Origin of the sequence: Cyclobacterium roseum (assembly GCF_010119225.1) — a bacterium.
In the GTDB taxonomy this organism is placed as follows: domain Bacteria; phylum Bacteroidota; class Bacteroidia; order Cytophagales; family Cyclobacteriaceae; genus Cyclobacterium; species Cyclobacterium roseum.
Genome location: NZ_WNKF01000002.1, coordinates 370079 through 388367 on the forward strand (window position 1 = coordinate 370079; position 18289 = coordinate 388367).

The following is an 18289-nucleotide window of genomic DNA, read 5'->3' on the forward strand; positions in this document are numbered from 1 at the left end:
AAGTAGATGGGATCTCAGGGAGTTGCTTCCATAAGTGCTTTGGAGACGGTTTCGAAAGTCCCTGCCTGGGAGCCCGGATTAGTATTTGAGCCGGAAGAGGGGGTCACCTAATAGCTTGCAATGCAGGGAAAATAGGCAAGTGGATTGGGGATGGGAGATCGAGATGAATTGAAATGAAAATCCTAGTTGTTTTTTATTCGATTTTTTTTAAATTTATGAAATAACCTTCTGAAGCTTAAAGCCTAATAGCTGCAACTGGTGAGTACGGATAGTTAAGAATTAATATTAATTAGTAGATAATTTAATACCAAATAAAAAATTTTGACATTACGAATTATTTAGGAAAGGATATTCAGATATTTCTTAAGAATAAATCTAATGTAATTGGTAAAATTCCTTTTACTTTCCGTGATTTAAATGAACACAAAATTTCATTCCCATTCTTGCCTTTTGAAAAAAATAAGATTTACCAGATTAAAACAAATAATGAGAAAAAAATAGATTTTAATGATCTCAAAGATATTATCCTTAACATAGCTATAGCCGAAATTGAGGAAGTTAGAATAATGGAGAATGAAATTAGTGGAATCGGACTTCAGAATAATAAGCCCATTCCTCATACTTTTGAATTGGAAGTCCTAGCTGAAAAACCAGGGCATGTAAAAATAAAATATAAAATTCCTGGAACTGGTAAATATTTTAGTATTGGAGAACTTCCAATCATAAACAAACAAGTAATCTTACCTCTAAATCTAGCATTTTTATCATATGCAAAAGAAGATAAAACTGTAGTTGAAAACGTAATGAGTTTATTGAATGAAAATGGAGTTTTGACATGGTACGACGACAAAGACTTACTTCCTGGTGATGATTGGGAATCGAAAATAAAAGCAGCAATGAAAGCTTCAGACTTTGTTTTAGTGTTCCTATCATCCAAATCATTAATTAGAGATGGCTATAAAAATAAAGAAATGAGAATGGCTTTAGAAAATTATGAATACAAAGTATTTGGAAAGCGATATATTATTCCAATTTTAATTGATAAATGTCAACCACCTAGTGAATTTAATAAAATACATTGGTTAAAAATGTATGATAATGGGTGGGAAACCAAATTGTTATCAGTTATTTCTCCTATCATTTATTGATTAATTAGTTATATATCAATGCTTTCATTCGCTTCGCAGAGCCATCTATCCTGTTCCATTGATAATTATTTGCAATAAGCTCGTTATTTATGCGGATCGCCGTCTAGATAAAACTCGGATTTATAGCATATGTTCAAGATGTGATAGTGTGTGGCCTAGTTGTCTTTATACCTTTCGATCCAGCCCAATCACAAAATAGCTTGGATATTCAGCATTGCCAGGATTTTTTGCATTTCTTTGTAATTTATACCCAGGACAGGCCCGGAATAACTCATAGATTGAGTTACTTTTTGCCTAACTTCAACCCTAATCACATCTTTAAGTGATTTTAATATTTTCCCTTTCTTAGTATTAGAAAGTCCATCAAAAATGTGAGGGTCTTTTTCTAATAACTAAACCTCTAGTTCATTAACCGAAGGAGGGTTATGAATGGGAGATTTTTCGCTCATTTATTTTTTACCGAACCGAAGTTTCCTTCTGGTTGAATTTGATGATAGGCCAGTTTCCTTCGCAAGTTTATTTGCCGCATTGTCAATGTGGCAACCTAGGTTATTCCATGTATTTCTAATTACACCGTTCCTACTTGGATACTCTTTGAATTCATTGAAATGTCGGTCTCCTCCAATATCAAATACAGAACCCATCCCCTCAATAAAATCGTTTTTGTTGCTCATAATAATATCTGGTATTTAGCTTCTTAACGTCAAAAGATATGAAATGATTTATTCAAATTTGAAAAAATGAATGCAAATGTATGAAATCAAACAACGCTAGTCAGCGGTTTCAAAGCCGTTTCCTTTTAAATTCCCCTCTGAAAATTCCAAATGAACGGTCGCGTGGTACGGGGTGAGAGCCGTTAATATAGCCCAAAAGGCATTGTGTTTGAGCGAGGGTCTCAGATACCTAATTAGTGCTGAGAGAAAATGGATAGCAATACGACCCGTCGACTCCGCTCAGGGTCCGCCCCTAAATTAACCCATAATCCTTTGTGCCCTCTGTGGCTCTTTGGGCCCTCTGTGACGAAAAAATCATTGCGCTAATTCGAACTATCTGCTACTCCACCACTTCCTCCCTATCCACCCATTCCCCATTGAGCATGACTTTTTTGATGGCGTACATGGCTTTGATATCTACGGAGGGGTCGCCTGCTACCAGGATCAGATCGGCCAGCTTGCCGGGCTCAATACTGCCCAGGCGGTCCTGGGTACGGAAATAACGGGCGTTATGAAGGGTACTGCTGGAAACGACCTCCAACGGTGTCATACCGGCTGCAACCAATAGCTCCATCTCCCGCTGGTAGGCAAGGCCGGGTTGGGCGTATTTACCGGAATTGTGGGAACCGGTAACCACCGTGACTCCTGCTTCATGCGCCATTCCTACGAATTCAAGCATGTTTTGGAAGGCCTTTGCCTGATACTCCTCGTCACCAACTTGCCTTTCAAAGGTGGTCAGGGTAGGTGATAATACCACCTTGTTTTTCACTGCCAGGGCAAGCACCTCTTTCACCCGGTCTGCAGACAAATCTAACTTCGACCACAGGCGGTACCTGCCATCTCTTCTGTAACTACTGTTTTCCCGCACCGCTTCCCTGAATTCCCGGGCATCTTCCGGATCGGCCAGGGAGGTACCAAAAGAGGTAATGTGTTCGATCCCCTGAAGCCCGGCCATCATGGCATCGTCTGCATCTACCAGCTCCAAATGCGCCACTACCGGTATGTGGTAAAAATCAGCCGTCTGGATCACCGTTTCATAATACTTCAAGGGAAGCCGAAAATAAATTTTGATGCCAGATCCCCCCTGTAATACATAGTCCTTTATTAACGATTGTATATGATCGGTACTCCTTACCAGCGAAGCCTGATCCAGGTAGACCCCTGGATAACCGTCCAGATGGGCTCCGGTCAGGTACACCCGGGGCATTTTGGCCTGTGCAAAATGCAGGGATTGGTAAAACCGAAAGGGATGTCCCGGATCCCGGACAGTCGTCACCCCATTGGTAAGAATGGCATGTAATGCTTTGTTGTTATTGACATTATGTAAATGCGAATCGATTAAGCCCGGCAACAAGCTCATACCGGTACCATCCGTTAGTTCAGCTCCGACAGGAACAGCTACTTGATCTTCAGAACCTACTTTCCAAATGCGATTGCCTTTGATCAGCACGATTGCATTTTCCAGAGGCGACCCTCCCCGCCCATCGATTAGACGCACATTTACTATCGCGCTGACCTGATCGTTTGAAGGCCCTTCGGGTGGGTTTACCTCCAAAAGGGAAGGGTTTTGCGCCAACGCCAGCTGGGTCAGACCTAAAAAACTGCCGATCAGCAATAAAACAAAACTCTTCGATAATTTCACCGTTTTCTTTGGTTTCACATTCATTTGATAACTGGTTATGTTGGATCTTCTAAATGTATTCATCCTTTCCCAACAAAACAAGCAACGAGAAGCGGCTATAGCGTCCTTCGATAAACCACCGGATCGAAACAAAATGCTCACCTGACCTTTAACCAAGTGTTTTCGGTCACATTGCTGGTCTCCAGAGGGTCAACCTCATACAAGGTAGCGTGCTCATTTACCCCGGTATACATGCCATTCAAAAAATGACAGTTGGCTACTTTTGCCTGTATCCGTACCAGGGATTGGCCATTTCCCATGATGTTCATGGCCTGAATGGTATGAATTTTACCCGGTAGCGATTCTTCTCCATAACCCCTCCCTCCAATCAGCAGGGCTTCATATCGATCCTCTCTGGCTCTGAAAATCAGCCCACTAATGTAGATATGGTGGATTCCTGCCCGGTCGCTGCCCCGTATCGCAACCGCACGGTACCGGTTTTCACAGGAGATATTCGTAATCACCACTTGCTCGATATCATCTTCCGGTCCGTACCAGCGACTGGCTGTCACCATACTCCCGTTGATATCTCCGTTTTGCTTGGGGATATCCGGGGCGGTATCCAAATTAGAAAGCGCTATAAAATCATCTCCTGTTACACCAGAGACATGGTCGATCCGAACGTTTTTACAACCCTGTCTCAGGTTAATCCCGTCCTTATTGGCCGTCATCAATTGCTCCCCATCCACGGTCACAAACTCTTCGTTGAAAATAGTCACATCGGATAGGTCTATTCCCACCGTTCGCTCAAAACTAATGGTCCAGCCATGGGCATTTTCAAAACGAACATTTTTTAGGCTGAAGTCCCGGACGTATCCGATCAACACCATGATATTCCGCCAGTCGCCCGTTTGCTTCAAACCAGGTTTTCCGGCATCACTTCCATAACTTACCCGCCAATTTCCCTTTTCCTGCTCTGCCTGTGGATTCAGGCTAAGCGTCCTGGCACCGTCACCCGTTGCCCGGGGATTGACCGCTCCTTTAAGTACCGCATTTCCAATTCCGTAAATTCGTATGTTTTCGTTCCAAACCGGGTCAGTTATGCCTTCCCCTACATTGTCCGAACGGAACAGGTTGTCCCTGCTTGTATCAGAGAGTTGCAAGGTGCAGTTGTCCAATATCAGCGTCATATTGCTGGGCAACAACAGCGCACTATCAATCATCCATTTGGAGGTTCCATTGGCATTTTCCTTCGGAATGCGTACCACATGGGTACTTGTTTTGGCCGTTTCGATGGCCTGGAGGATGCGCTCCGTATCTGTTCCTTCAAAAGCGTTTGGATTTACTGTTTGGGGTATCCCGGATCCTCCACTGCCAATAGCAAGGCTTTGGAACCCAAAAAGAAAAAACGCCAGGCCGCAATACATTACCCAACGAAAATGGTTGCTCGTCAACATAGGGAGTTACTTTTCTACAGAATAAAATTAAGTTGGCTCATACGATCGTTCCGCAAATAATGCGAACCAATACCGGATTTCCGTAAAGGAGGTATTTCTACAAGTAATCGAAAAATAGCCATCTTTGACGGATAATAAAAATCAGCAATTGTCGGATAAAAAAAACTAAGATCCGTAAAAGGGTCGGGAACAAATGAAAAAAGCCGATGAATCCGGAAACGGAGGTTTCTCCACAGAAATCTTCACTTTTTTATTGAAAAAGAGTACTTTCGGTACAATCTATGCTATTCCCTAAACTGTTTTTATCGTTAACTCTTGATGCATGTCCGACAATAAAACGGCTGTTTGGCCCTATATCCTTTCCATTCTTTTTTTCGGAACGCTGATCGCTTTGTATTTTCTTAATGACTCCGTACAGACTTTTTTTTCAGAGGCCTGGGAGGTGCTTCGCAGCAATGACGAGGAAAGAATATCCAATTGGGTGGAGCAATTTGATTTTTGGGGGCCGCTTCTCATCGTGGCTGCCATGACCTTGCAGATGTTTCTGTTTGTGGTGCCCTCCTTTCTATTAATGGTCGTAACGGTAGTGGCCTACGGACCCTGGGCCGGGGCGGGGATCATCCTGGTGGCGATATTCACGGCTTCCACCATCGGTTATGGAATAGGGGTTAAATTCGGTACACCAGTGATCGACCGAATCCTCGGAAAAAAAACAGAAAAGAAAATATCCGAATTTCTGGAAGATTATGGCTTCTGGGCCGTCATTGTGACCCGGGTTTCCCCCTTCCTTTCCAACGATGCTATTAGCATCATTGCGGGCATGTTGCGCATGGGCTACTGGAGATTTATCGGCAGTACCATGTTGGGAATAGCCCCCCTTACGGCCGTCACCGCCTTTCTGGGGGAAAATACAGATCGCCTAAAAGGCGGCTTGGTATGGGTGGGAGTAATCAGTCTGCTGGGTTTTATTGGCTATGTCTGGTGGGATCGAAAACGGAAACAAAGGAAGTAACCAGGTCTAATGGAATTCAAGGATTTTAAACTTCTATCTTGTAAGGCTACTGTAAAATTGTTTGGAGCCAATACCTCTAAGCGAATTCTTGTCGCACTCCGGATGTGAGAGACGCTCCCCGTAGGAGGAATCTGGCAAGGCCTTCTGCACGATTGGAGCATGTCAAATAAGCTGTGTAATACGCCAAATGGCAGTTGCTTGTCTCGCCATCCATTTTTGATGTTCCGATATCCTTTCTGGGTTCCATTCACTATTTTCATTTGCAACCCTTTGAGTCAAAGAAAATTCACTCTCACGATATTTCTCCTTTTTCATTTCGAAATCAGAATTTCCAAGGTCTCGATTGACACTTCTATTAAGCAAAGTCATGTTTCCTAGCCTGTATACAAATTGGTCATGATCTCTATCTTGTATATGATCCCAGCCTTCTTGAATAGACTCTGGCATTATATGTTCCAAATTGTATGAATCGCTCTCGAAATCATAAGCATTATTTGAAATATGTCTTTCTATTTCAAAAAGTATATATCTAACAACTCTTTTATTTCTAGCTTGAGTAGTCCTCATTTCCTTTTCAGAAAAATCGCCTTTGAATTTATCATCCGATACATACAAAGTTGAAAGAGCGGAAATTAAATCTTGTAAAGTACTTATTGTATTACTCGATAGTTCAACTGCTAACCTATTATAAACTCTTTCTTGTTCGTTGGTAGCTAGGTTACCTATTATATTGTATCTGAATGAGATAACACAACAAGATCTGAGAAGAGTAGTAAAATCTCCTTCAGAGAATTTGTTATATGCCGACAAAAGAAGGGGGTAAAGCTGGCGCACATTAAACATCCGTAATGTCTTGATGTACTTTTTTTGTTCATTGTTCCAGAGTGAGTCTTCACTACTTGGCAAAGCGGCAAAAATGTGAGCATTGCCTTCAAGGTCTCGCATTAAGCTGAAAACACCTCCCTTTGATGTGATACTTTCTCGAATACGCTTAAAAAGTTCAGAGTGTCTTACGAACTTATTTTTGCTATTCCAATAAGCTCGCAAAAAGTCGGGCAGGCTTTCACTGCCAATTAAGCCTACTAGTCTTTCCCAACGATTATCTAGTTCCATCATTTCACGTTCATCAGCACCGTGATTGTGAACCACCGCAAACAAATAGTTTTTTAATAGATCAGTTGATGAAAGCTTAACCCCTCTTGCATTTAGCGTTTCAAAAACTTTATATGCATTCAATTCATCATTTACCGTAATTACCGTAAAAAATAATTTATCAGACAGAGAGTCAATATATTGAGCAAAAGCATCTCCTCTTCTGTTAGCAGAAAATCTTTGTCGGACAGCATTGAAAAACCAATCATAGGCCTTTCTCATTAAGTGTTCAGTTGCCTTTAGATTTCTTTTCGGGGCCGTTTCAAGTGGTACTAAGTACGTTTGATATAAATTATTATTATTTCTATTAAGGTTAAGCTTGCTTTTAGGAATCAAAGTAACGGGATCCAAATAGCCTATGAAAGTACTACGCAGTTGTTCAAGTCGCTTCTGATTTTTTTCAGGTTCTAATCCATCATCTATGAGTTTTTGAAGGTTGCCCAAAAATGCCAAAACAAGTATACTCAAAGTGGTGAGTCTTTGTTGGCCATCAATTACATCGAAGTTTTTACTATCCCTGGATTGCAAGACGAGATATCCCATATAGTGTTCTTCTTCACCTCCATCTTCGAAAAGCCCTTCTATATCTTGCCAGAGATCATCCCACTCAGTTGGTGTCCAACTGTAATCTCTCTGGAATCTTGGGACAGAATAAATAAGACCGTTCCCTACAAGTTGACGATAGGTACGATTCGATGTGTCTAAATTCATGTGATAAAGTTACGAACTCGAATGATGAAGTGCTAATTAACCTCTACTGTAATGTGCTCCAACATCTGTATAAAGCAATTTTTTGGAGGGGAATTGCGTGTATCCGCACTAGCTGCCCACCCGACATTCGGCTTTTATTTAACAAATTAAGGGTTTCGGATAAGGAATCAAGCGGAGAAACTTCTTTTTTGTTGGAAACTGACAGAATACGGCTGTGAATCTCCGTGGTGGTGTATAGACCAGGTATGTACCTGAAATACCTGTATCATCCGCAAATGCTAATTCGCCCGCTAATAACACAATATCGTGCAAATAAAAAAGGCACTTACAAGATTACTCTTATAAGTGCCTGATAATCAAGAGCCTCCTGTCGGGATCGAACCAACGACCTACTGATTACAAGTCAGTTGCTCTACCAGCTGAGCTAAGGAGGCTTCGGGAATCAATCAAAGGATAAAGTATTTATCCCCGAATGCGAGTGCAAATATAATTTGATACGCCTGGTAAATCAAAATTTAAGCAAGAAATTTTACCCGGAAATTACTAGGTCACTCAATCTGAGAAGTTTAAAATTCCCGGATAATGGAAAGCTTTTTCTTTAACTTATCCACTTCCTGCTCTGCCTTGTCAATTTTTTCCTCAAACTGGTCTTTCAATTTATCGGCCGTCTTCGAAGAAGCGAAAAACTCCAGGTTGTTTCGCCACAAGGTGATGTTGTTTTCCAAATCGGAAATTTGCTTGCGAATACCATGTTCCTTTTTATTTAGCACCCGGGTGCTATTAGGGTCGGACTGCAGCTTGTTCAGATTAAGACGAAACAGAAAATCATCCTTGCTTTCTCCCTCCAGGTCCAACTTGCCCATATAGGAATTTACGGCCTCATTGAATTTGGCCGAAATGTCCTTCATGCTTTTTCTGGGAACAAAACCGATTTCATTGAACTCCCGGATCAAGGATTCCAACCCATCCGGACTGACTTCATCCGGCTCCTTGGAGGCTGTCAAAATGCGGGTACACACATCCTCTTTTGCCGCCAGATTTTCTTCGAAGGCTTTGTTCGTTTCCTTGTTTGCATCCCGGCGGTTATTAAAGAAGGTATCGCAGGACTTTTTAAACCGGGTGTACAAGTCATCCCGAAATTTTTCAGGAAGGGGTCCCAATTCCTTCCATTTCTTTTGTAACTGGATCAGATGATTCGAAGTTTCCTTCCAGTCGGTACTTTCCTTATGGGATTCCGCATCGGCAATCAATTCCTCCGCTTTTTCCTTATTTTCGTTTCGAATCTCATCCAGCTCTTTGAAGAACTGGTTTTTATGATGGAAAAACTGCTTGAATAATCCCCAAAATGTTTTATTAATCTCTCTTCCGGATTCCCTTGGCACAGGTCCAATGGCTTCCCATTCCTTTTGAATAGCTAAAATTTCCTTGGTCTTGGAGTTCCAGTCCCTGATTTTTTCGGCCTTGAATTCTTTGAAAGCATTTAGCTTCTCAATCAGTTTTTCCTTTAATTCCTGATTGGCTTTAAAAACTTCTTTTTGACTGTCGTAATACGCTTTTCTTTTGTTGTAAACCGCATCCGAAGCGGCTTTAAATCGGGTCCATAGCGCTTCCTGTTCCTCTCTGGGTACAGGGCCTATGTGTTTGAATTCCTCGTGCAGGTCGTTTAGCACACGGATGGCTTCTTTAATATCTTCCAATTCAAGCAAAGCCTCCGCCTTATCACACAGCTCCAACTTACTTTCCAGGTTTTTCTTTCGATCTAGTTCTTTCAGTTCAAAATAAATACTCCGGTTATCGTAAAACCGATCCATCAGGGCATTGTAGGACGCCCATAGGTTTTTATTTTGGCTATGCGGTACGGGTCCGATTTTTTTCCATTCTTCCTGGATCTTTTTGATGGTCTCGATGCTGTTGGTCGTCTCTTCTCCATCCACCAAATTCCGCAATTGGTCCAAGATTCCATTTTTCTCCTGCGCATTTTTTTCTTTAGACCGCTCAAAATCCTTTACCTGTTGGTGCTTCTTATCTTTGAATTGCTGATAGGTGGCAAAAAACTCCCTATCGGCATCCGAACCCCGATAGTCAAACCCTCCTTCTTCGCCTCCTTCTTTAATAAACTGCTGGAGCGCCTCTTCCTTTTCCTTGGAATAAAATTCTTCGTAATGATTTTTTATTTCCTGAACCAAACCATCCCGCTTGATAAAATCTTGCTCCTGTGCAAACTCTTTCAAGGCCTTTAACAACTGGGGCTTGGTGAAGTTATTAAAATGCACTTCTTCTTCGTGCTCTTCCTCTTGGTTTTCATCGGTGTCCGAGTCCTGGGCCTTCTGCTCCTCCGCTTTCTCCTTTTCGTCCTGAGCTGGATCGGATTCCACATCCTTCGACTTCAACTCTTCTTCTTCCTGCGGCCCTTCCTGATTTTCTTCGGATGCATCATCCCGGTCGGTCAACTCCTCCCCTTTCTTCTGTGCTTCCTGAGTGGGATCGGATTTCTTATCTGGCGCTTCAGACTCAGGTACCTTCTGCTGTGCTTCCTGATGGTCTTCGCTTTGTCCCTCCTGGACGTTCAAGTCCTCTGATTTTTCCTGTTTTGCCTGACTTGCTGCGGATTCCTCATCCTGTGGTTTCGGCGCTTCTGTCTTCTGCTCCGCATTCTCCTGATTCCCTGCTTCTGTTGCATCCAAACCTGATTTTTGGCTATTTACCAAATCTTCAGTAACCTTATCCGTTTTACCGGAAATTTCTTTATCCTTATCCATAATTGTCTTGTATTCCTGCGTATTTCAAACCATGCTAAACAAAAGTAGCAAATTTGGGCTAATTAAGTCTTGGGTCTATGGGATAATTTGCCAAAACCTGGAAATCACCTCCCATCTCTTTCAATATTACCCGCCAAAGATCATCTGGTTCTGCCTTAAAAATATTCCGAGCATGGGTATTGTCGCATACGATCCAGGTATTTCCCGTCACTTCTTCGTCCAGCTGCCCCTGATCCCATCCGGAATACCCTATGAAAAACCGAAAATCGGCACTATTGATTTTCCCCAGCCTGTATTTCTCCATCAGTTCGGCAAAGTCTCCGCCCCACCACAATCCATCTCCCAGCGCAATGCTGTCTTCTAACGCCTGCTCTCCCTGATAAATAAAGTGAAGGGTGTTTTGCTCCACGGGGCCTCCTACATATACTTCCTTGTCCCGAAAATCACAACCATCCAGCAATTCATCGAGTTTAAAAATAGAAAGCTTGTTTAATACCAAACCAAAAGAACCCATCTCGTTGTTTTCACATAGCAATACCACTGACCGGACAAAATTTTCATCTTGCAGAAACGGCTCTGAAATCAGCAGACTTCCGGATTGAGGCGGTATGTTTGGTAGTGGCATCATCAAAAATATTGGATACGAGGCTTTAATATAAAGTAAAAATTCTTAATTACAATATATTTGTATTTCAAAATTGGATTTGTGCCTTAAAATAGAAAAATGAAACTAGCAGACATAAGAAAGGAATATTCCTCTAAAACTTTAGATATAAAAGGGATGTTTACCAGCCCTTTAGAACAATTCGAGTTATGGCTATCAGAAGCAATTACTGCTCAAGTAAACGAACCTACCGCCATGCATTTGTGCACCGTAGATGCGGAGATGAGGCCAGCGGGAAGGATCGTTTTACTCAAAGGAGTAGATCAGGGGTTTGTTTTTTTTACCAATTATGGCAGTAACAAAAGTCAGCAACTCTCCCATCAGCCCTATGCTTCGCTTACCTTTTTTTGGCCGGAGTTGGAACGACAGGTACGCGTATCTGGAACCGTGGCCCGGATTAGTGCCCTTGAATCGGATGAGTACTACCTGAGCAGGCCACAGGAAAGCCAGATCGGAGCCTGGGTCAGCCCACAAAGCCAGGTAATTCCGGATAGAGCGTTTCTGGAAAAAAGACTAATGGAAGCGGTGAGCAAATTTCAAAAGGAGCCCCTAAAAAGGCCTGAAAACTGGGGCGGTTTTCGGCTCGAACCGGAATCCATGGAATTCTGGCAAGGCAGACCGGCCCGTCTGCACGACCGGATTCTGTATACGCTTTCGGCTACTGACAATCGTTGGAAAATGGAAAGGCTGGCACCTTAAAAATCGAATCGGTTTACGAAGGTGAGGGTGTTTTTCGCTGTCGTTTCTTAGCCACACTTACCGACCGATAGGTGGGAAGGGCTTAAAGGAGGCAAAAAGATCGCAAAGGTTTATTTCCCAGACGCTCTTTGCCCATCGGGTTTTCAAGCTAACCCAGCATTACAAACACCTCCATCTCGTTTTCCCCACAATATAAGGGTGTAGAGAAATCCCCCAAATTCTATAATCTGTGTATATCTGTGGTGCCAAATAACGTTCACCCCATAGGAATCGCATTGGTTTTCGGCAACGGGTTTGGTAGCATCAGGGCGTGAAACCGACTTTTATAATAAATCAAAAAGATCGCTCACGCCTGTTACGCGTTCTACTGTAAATCCTTCCCCGTATTTTACATTGATTTTATGGCCCATTTCCCGGCTTCTTGCTTCGATAAAATCTAAAAAGTCCGGCCGGGATATGAAACTCTCCGGCTCCTTCGAATCCGGATTGTAAAACTGCGACTGAAAAGCCAGGATGCTCTTAATCTTGGTTTCCCAATGGGAAGAGATATCCACTACCAAATCGGGTTCGATGTAATTATTCTGAATGTAATGGTAAATATATTTCGGTCGCCAGGCTTCTTGAGGTTTCCCGTCTTTTTCGGTTTCCAGCTTTCTCAGTCCGCTGACAAAACAAGCATGGGAGGCCAAGCTTCCACCCTTACCATGATCCGGATGCCGGTCACTAACTGCATTGGCCAGCACGATTTCCGGGCGATAGGTTCGCAGTACCCGGGCGATAGCAACTTGGTGCTCCTTATCGTCCTTAAAATAAACGTCCTGAAACCCCAGGTTTTCCCGCATACTTAGATTCAATATTTCGGCTGCTTTACCGGCTTCTTTAATGCGAAGTTCAGGCGTGCCCCGGGTGCCCATTTCCCCACGGGTAAGGTCCAGTATGCCTACTTTATAACCTTTGGCCACATGTGAAGCGAGGGTGCCGCTGCAGGAAAGTTCTGCATCGTCGGGGTGTGCGGCAATGGCCAAAATATCGAGTTTCATAGCTATCCGTTTAGTAAAAACATTCTTTATTGTATTTGTAATCGCTGCCCGATTCTTAAAATGGAACGGGTGCTGATGCCATTCAGGCGGGTGATCTGACTCATTCGGACCCCGTACCTTCGGGCGATCACCGATAGGTTTTCACCGGATCGGACGCGATGGTAAATGGCCTCCCTAAGCATGATTTCATGATCAAAACTCGTCGAAGTCAGCGTATAAACGGGAGATTTGATCCTCCCGATATCAAAATCAAATATTTCGGTAGGATCGATCGAAAGCCCTTGATACCGCACTTCAAAATGCAGGTGCGGACCGGTACTTCGTCCGGTATTTCCCCCTAGTCCTACCACATCCCCTGCCCGGATCTCCTGGCCTATTTCGACACTCACTTTGGACAGGTGACCGTACAAGGTCTCCAGTCCATTTCGGTGACGAATTACTACGTAATGACCATACCCGTATCGTTCGTAGGACCGGATACGTACAATTCCATCGAACGCTGCTTTTACCGGATCTCCTACCTTCAATTTCAGGTCGGTTCCATGATGCCAGCGGTACCGCCTTTTTCCAAAAGCAGAGTTGATTTTGGTATTGCTTACCGGGGCACTCCAATTGGATCCAAAATCCGGATCAAATAGAATGACCGGTATCGTATCGTTAAACTCCCTGGGATCAAAATCGTAGCTATTGATCTTTTCACTATCCCAAAGGCCATAATATTCATAGGCGGTGATCCAAATGCTATCAATAAGTACCTTTTCAGCCACCTCTACCAGTATATTGGTTGGAGCCCAAATCAGGGAACTGGTATCTTCATTTACCAGGGAAAGCCGCTTTCTGAGATCCAGACTTTCCTGGAAAATCAATGCATCGGTAGTTTTTACCAGATCTTCACGGTAACCATCTGCATCAAACATCTGAAATTTACCCGGTACTCGGAGTCGTTTCTCCACCAATCCAGGACCCTTTTCAGAGGGTATTTTCTCCTGAGCGAAACTAATAAGGTTCGTAAAAAGGTACAGTACTAATAGCAGGATCCATTGCTCGGATTGCTTCATCTGCTATCCGACTTACTCCTGTGCTGCCAGAAAACGCTCCGCATCCAGTGCCGCCATACAGCCGGTACCTGCCGCAGTGACTGCTTGGCGATACTCGTGATCCTGCGCATCTCCGGAGGCAAATACCCCGGGTATATTGGTATGGGTACTTCCGGGTACGGTTTGAATGTATCCATTAGCATCCATGTCTACCATTCCGGCAAAAACGGAAGTATTGGGTTCATGACCAATGGCCACAAAAAAGGCTTCTACGTCCAACACTTTTTCTTCACCCGTTTGATTATTTTTTACCCGTACTCCGGTGACTTCCTCTTCTCCCAGGATTTCCTCGGTCTCGTGATTCCACAAAATTTCGATTTTGTCGTTTTTCATTACCCGATTCTGCATGATCTGAGAGGCACGCAGCTCATCCCTTCGAACCAACATGTATACTTTTTTGCAGATGTTAGCCAGGTAGCTGGCTTCTTCACAAGCTGTATCTCCCCCACCAACGATGGCGACTTCTTTTCCTTTAAAGAAAAACCCATCACAAACTGCGCAGGCAGAGACTCCTTTACCATTTAATCTCGTTTCACTTTCTATTCCCAGCCATTTGGCGGAAGCTCCGGTAGAAATAATGATCGTATCGGCCATCAGGGACTTGCTGTCATCTACCGTCACCTTAAATGGTCGTTCACTCAAATCAACCTGTGTGACTACTCCATACCTTACCTGTGTACCAAAGCGCTCGGCCTGCTTTTTAAAATCTTCCATCATTTGGGGACCCATTACCCCATCCGGATAACCGGGATAATTCTCCACGTCATTGGTAATGGTAAGCTGTCCACCGGGTTGGACCCCTGTATACATCACAGGGGTTAATCCTGCTCTGGATGCGTAAATAGCCGCTGTATATCCTGCTGGTCCTGAACCAACGATTAACACTTTTATACGTTCAATTTCCTGATTCATTGTTTATTGGGTTACCGAATTTTTACTAATTCCAAAATTAGTTCGAATAATAACAAAATATAAAAGTAAAAAGGTTTAAAATTCCCTATAAAATTTCACTATTATACAAAAAAAGGGCAATGAGCCCTTTTAAATTATATCATTCCCCTCAAACATCTTATCCCAGATAGGGTTTCAATGTCTTGCTTCTGCTCGTATGTCTCAATCTACGGATCGCCTTTTCCTTGATCTGCCGTACGCGTTCCCGGGTAAGGTTAAACTTTTCTCCGATTTCCTCGAGGGTCATGGCATGTTCTCCGTTTAACCCAAAATAAAGGGTAATCACATCTGCCTCCCGCTGGGTAAGGGTGGATAGGGCTCGCTGTACTTCCTTACGGAGGGAATCGTTCATCAAACCGTCATCGGGTTTGGTCTCACCGTCGTTTTCCAGTACATCGAGCAGACTGTTTTCTTCCCCTTGCACGAAGGGCGCGTCCATGGACACATGCCTTCCGGAAATTTTCATGGTGTCGACCACTTCTCCAGCCGTAACCTCTAGTACTTCGGCCAGTTCTTCCGGGGAAGGCTCTCGTTCAAATTTCTGCTCCAGTTCCGAAAAGGTCTTACTGATTTTGTTCAGCGACCCTACCCTGTTTAAGGGCAACCTTACGATACGGGACTGTTCGGCAAGTGCCTGCAGGATGGACTGGCGAATCCACCAAACCGCATAGGAGATAAATTTAAATCCCCTGGTTTCGTCAAATCGTTGAGCAGCTTTGATCAAGCCCAGGTTACCTTCGTTGATCAAGTCTCCCAAAGACAAGCCTTGATTTTGATATTGTTTGGCAACAGAAACAACAAATCGGAGATTGGCTTTGGTTAACTTTTCCAGAGCCAGTTGGTCACCTTCCCGGATTCGTTTAGCCAAAACCACTTCTTCATCTGCTGTCAATAGATCTACCTTACCTATCTCTTGAAGGTATTTATCCAGGGATTGACTCTCCCGGTTGGTAATCTGTTTACTGATTTTAAGCTGCCTCATTCAATTTTATCTATTATTTTTAATGCACACATAACAGAAGTTTCCCGAAAATAAGTTCAATTTTCAGTAATTGTTCTAAATTTTCAGGAAACTTTCAGCTTATTTATCTTTTTTTTCAGGCTTTGGTATCAAAGCTTTTCTGGATAACTTATATTTGCCGGTTTTTTTGTCGACATCAATCAGCTTTACTGAAATCTCCTCTCCAGACTCCAAAACACCATCCATAGACTCCAGTCGCTCCCATTTGATCTCAGAGATGTGCAACAAGCCGTCCTTACCAGGCATAAATTCTACAAATGCACCGAAGGGCATGATGTTTTTAACTTTGCCGGTATAGACTTCACCGATCTCAGGTTGGGCCACTATGGCTTTGATTCGGGCAATGGCTCCGTCCATCGAATCCTGATTGTTTGAGAATACGTTGATCTTGCCCATATTATCCACTTCCTCGATAATAATGGTTGCTCCCGTGTCTTTCTGGATCTCCTGAATCACTTTACCTCCGGGGCCGATTACCGCTCCGATAAGCTCTTTAGGAATCTGCATGTTGTAAGACCTTGGGGCATGGGGCTTGAATTCTCCCCTTGGCTCCGCCAGGGTTTTGGTAATTTCCTCCAATATATGAAGCCTTCCTTTTCGGGCCTGATACAAGGCTTCTTTCAGCACGTTGTAGTCTAGTCCTTCTACTTTCAGGTCCATTTGACAGGCCGTAATTCCTTTGGCGGTGCCCGTTACCTTGAAATCCATATCTCCCAGGTGATCTTCGTCCCCCAGAATATCCGATAGGATGGTATAATTACCGGTTTTGGGATCCGATATCATTCCCATGGCGATACCCGTTACCGCTGATTTTATGGTAATCCCGGCATCCATCAGTGCCAGTGAACCGGCACATACCGTAGCCATGGAAGAAGAACCGTTAGATTCTAAAATATCCGACACGATTCGTATGGTGTAAGGGTTATCTGCATCTGCCGGCAATACTTTTTTCAAAGCCCTCATGGCCAAATTACCATGTCCTACTTCTCTCCTACCGGGACCCCGGTTGATTTTTACTTCTCCCGTAGAAAATCCAGGGAAATTGTAATGAAGGTAAAATTTATTGTATCCAGAAAGCACCGCTCCGTCGACCATTTGCTCGTCCAGTTTGGTTCCCAGGGTACAAGTGGTGATGGATTGGGTTTCTCCTCTGGTAAATATGGCCGATCCATGCGCAGACGGCAGGTAATCTACCACTGACCATATGGGACGAATCTCATCCGGATTCCTTCCATCCAAACGTTTCTTTTCGGTCAAGGTAAAGTTTCTGGCTGCCTCTTTGTGAATTTTGCCAAAATATTTTCCTATTAGCGATTCGTTAAACTCGTGTTCTTCTCCCAGACTCTCGACAAAGCCTTCTTTGATGGCTTTGGTCAGATCGGTACGTTCCTGCTTGTTGGGAATTTGACGACTGACGACCTCATATAATTTGTCATAGAGCTCAGCCTTCATTTTTTCTAAAAGGGCTTCGTCATTCTCCTCGTGGTTGTACTCCCGCTTTTGCTCTTTTCCAACCAGTTTGGTCAACTCTTTTTGAACCTGACAATGCCGCTTCAACTCTTCATGGGCAAACTGGAGGGCTTCTACCATTTCATCTTCTGAAATTTCGTCGCCTTCTCCTTCTACCATGAGGATGAATTCTTCCGAGCCTGCCACAATCAATTCCATGCTGGCTCTTTCCAGATCCGAGGGCTTGGGATTGATGGTAAGCTTCCCGTCGATTTTAGCCACCCTTACTTCAGAGATGGGGCCATTGAAGGGGATATCGGAAACGGCCAGGGCCGCAGAAGCTGCCAGTCCTGCCAGGCAATCCGGCAAAATGTCCTCATCGGAGGACATCAGCGTGATCGTAATATTGGTGTCGGCATGGTAATCATCCGGAAAGATCGGCCGTATCGCCCGGTCTACCATTCTGCTTATCAGAATTTCGTAATCGGACAACCTGCCTTCTCGCTTTAAAAACCCACCCGGTATTTTCCCGGATGCGGCAAATTTTTCCTGATAATCTACGGACATGGGAAGAAAATCCACTCCCTCTCCGGCTTCCTTTTTAGTAACTACAGTGGCCAACAGTATGGCTTTCCCCATACGCACCACCACGGCACCATCGGCCTGCTTGGCCAGGGCACCAGTCTCAAGGATGATTTCCCTGCCATCTTCTAGTGTGATGGTTTTTGAAATTAAATTTGGTAACATAAACTTTTGAATCTGTAAACGTGTATAGTTGTAAAAGTAAGGCTTAAT

14 protein-coding genes and 1 tRNA gene are annotated in these 18289 nt (G+C 43.6%); 3 read left to right on the top strand and 12 right to left on the bottom strand.

The window, feature by feature from the left end; translation table 11 throughout:
- The first annotated feature begins 443 nt into the window (after positions 1 to 443).
- The gene (locus GJQ68_RS04155) at positions 444 to 1148 is read left to right on the top strand and encodes a toll/interleukin-1 receptor domain-containing protein (RefSeq protein WP_162416038.1); all 705 of its coding nucleotides are present in this window, start codon (positions 444 to 446) and stop codon (positions 1146 to 1148) included.
- A gap of 449 nt (positions 1149 to 1597) precedes the next feature.
- Here the strand turns inward: GJQ68_RS04155 and GJQ68_RS04160 are convergent, their stop codons facing one another.
- The 3 genes from GJQ68_RS04160 to GJQ68_RS04170 all read right to left on the bottom strand — a co-directional run bounded on the left by GJQ68_RS04160 (position 1598) and on the right by GJQ68_RS04170 (position 4939).
- Positions 1598 to 1822, bottom strand: a complete 225-nt coding sequence (locus tag GJQ68_RS04160; RefSeq protein WP_162416039.1) for a hypothetical protein — start codon at positions 1820 to 1822, stop codon at positions 1598 to 1600.
- 379 nt (positions 1823 to 2201) lie between these two features.
- Complete coding sequence (locus tag GJQ68_RS04165) at positions 2202 to 3527, bottom strand: amidohydrolase family protein (RefSeq protein WP_162416040.1); 1326 nt, start codon at positions 3525 to 3527, stop codon at positions 2202 to 2204.
- A gap of 113 nt (positions 3528 to 3640) precedes the next feature.
- On the bottom strand, positions 3641 to 4939 hold the full coding sequence (locus GJQ68_RS04170) for a glycoside hydrolase family protein (RefSeq protein WP_235941084.1): 1299 nt from the start codon (positions 4937 to 4939) through the stop codon (positions 3641 to 3643).
- Positions 4940 to 5261: 322 nt separating this feature from the next.
- Here GJQ68_RS04170 and GJQ68_RS04175 point away from each other — a divergent pair, with 322 nt between their 5' ends.
- Positions 5262 to 5951, top strand: coding sequence for a TVP38/TMEM64 family protein (locus GJQ68_RS04175; RefSeq protein ID WP_162416041.1), 690 nt, complete (start codon positions 5262 to 5264; stop codon positions 5949 to 5951).
- A gap of 162 nt (positions 5952 to 6113) precedes the next feature.
- On the opposite strand, the gene GJQ68_RS04180 is transcribed toward GJQ68_RS04175, so the two are convergent.
- From GJQ68_RS04180 to GJQ68_RS04195, 4 genes are all read right to left on the bottom strand, one after another.
- On the bottom strand, positions 6114 to 7814 hold the full coding sequence (locus tag GJQ68_RS04180) for a DUF262 domain-containing protein (RefSeq protein ID WP_162416042.1): 1701 nt from the start codon (positions 7812 to 7814) through the stop codon (positions 6114 to 6116).
- 361 nt (positions 7815 to 8175) lie between these two features.
- A tRNA-Thr gene (locus tag GJQ68_RS04185) sits at positions 8176 to 8248 on the bottom strand.
- Positions 8249 to 8380: 132 nt separating this feature from the next.
- A complete protein-coding gene (locus tag GJQ68_RS04190) occupies positions 8381 to 10573 on the bottom strand; it encodes a DUF349 domain-containing protein (RefSeq protein WP_235941086.1) in 2193 nt (730 codons plus the stop codon).
- Between the two features lie 58 nt (positions 10574 to 10631).
- Complete coding sequence (locus tag GJQ68_RS04195; protein ID WP_162343547.1) at positions 10632 to 11201, bottom strand: YqgE/AlgH family protein; 570 nt, start codon at positions 11199 to 11201, stop codon at positions 10632 to 10634.
- 96 nt (positions 11202 to 11297) lie between these two features.
- Here GJQ68_RS04195 and pdxH point away from each other — a divergent pair, with 96 nt between their 5' ends.
- Entirely contained in the window at positions 11298 to 11936 is a 639-nt protein-coding gene (pdxH, locus tag GJQ68_RS04200; RefSeq protein ID WP_162416043.1) for a pyridoxamine 5'-phosphate oxidase, read from the top strand.
- 323 nt (positions 11937 to 12259) lie between these two features.
- Here the strand turns inward: pdxH and bshB1 are convergent, their stop codons facing one another.
- The 5 genes from bshB1 to pnp all read right to left on the bottom strand — a co-directional run bounded on the left by bshB1 (position 12260) and on the right by pnp (position 18241).
- Positions 12260 to 12976 carry a bacillithiol biosynthesis deacetylase BshB1 gene (bshB1, locus tag GJQ68_RS04205; RefSeq protein ID WP_162416044.1) on the bottom strand — a complete coding sequence of 239 codons (717 nt, stop codon included), beginning with the start codon at positions 12974 to 12976 and terminating at the stop codon, positions 12260 to 12262.
- Positions 12977 to 13002: 26 nt separating this feature from the next.
- Positions 13003 to 14034 carry a peptidoglycan DD-metalloendopeptidase family protein gene (locus tag GJQ68_RS04210; protein WP_162416045.1) on the bottom strand — a complete coding sequence of 344 codons (1032 nt, stop codon included), beginning with the start codon at positions 14032 to 14034 and terminating at the stop codon, positions 13003 to 13005.
- Between the two features lie 12 nt (positions 14035 to 14046).
- Entirely contained in the window at positions 14047 to 14985 is a 939-nt protein-coding gene (trxB, locus tag GJQ68_RS04215; protein WP_162416046.1) for a thioredoxin-disulfide reductase, read from the bottom strand.
- A 157-nt stretch (positions 14986 to 15142) separates the two neighbouring features.
- Entirely contained in the window at positions 15143 to 16006 is an 864-nt protein-coding gene (locus GJQ68_RS04220) for a sigma-70 family RNA polymerase sigma factor (RefSeq protein ID WP_010853621.1), read from the bottom strand.
- A 99-nt stretch (positions 16007 to 16105) separates the two neighbouring features.
- Positions 16106 to 18241, bottom strand: coding sequence for a polyribonucleotide nucleotidyltransferase (gene pnp / locus GJQ68_RS04225; protein WP_162416047.1), 2136 nt, complete (start codon positions 18239 to 18241; stop codon positions 16106 to 16108).
- Between the last annotated feature and the right edge of the window lie 48 nt (positions 18242 to 18289).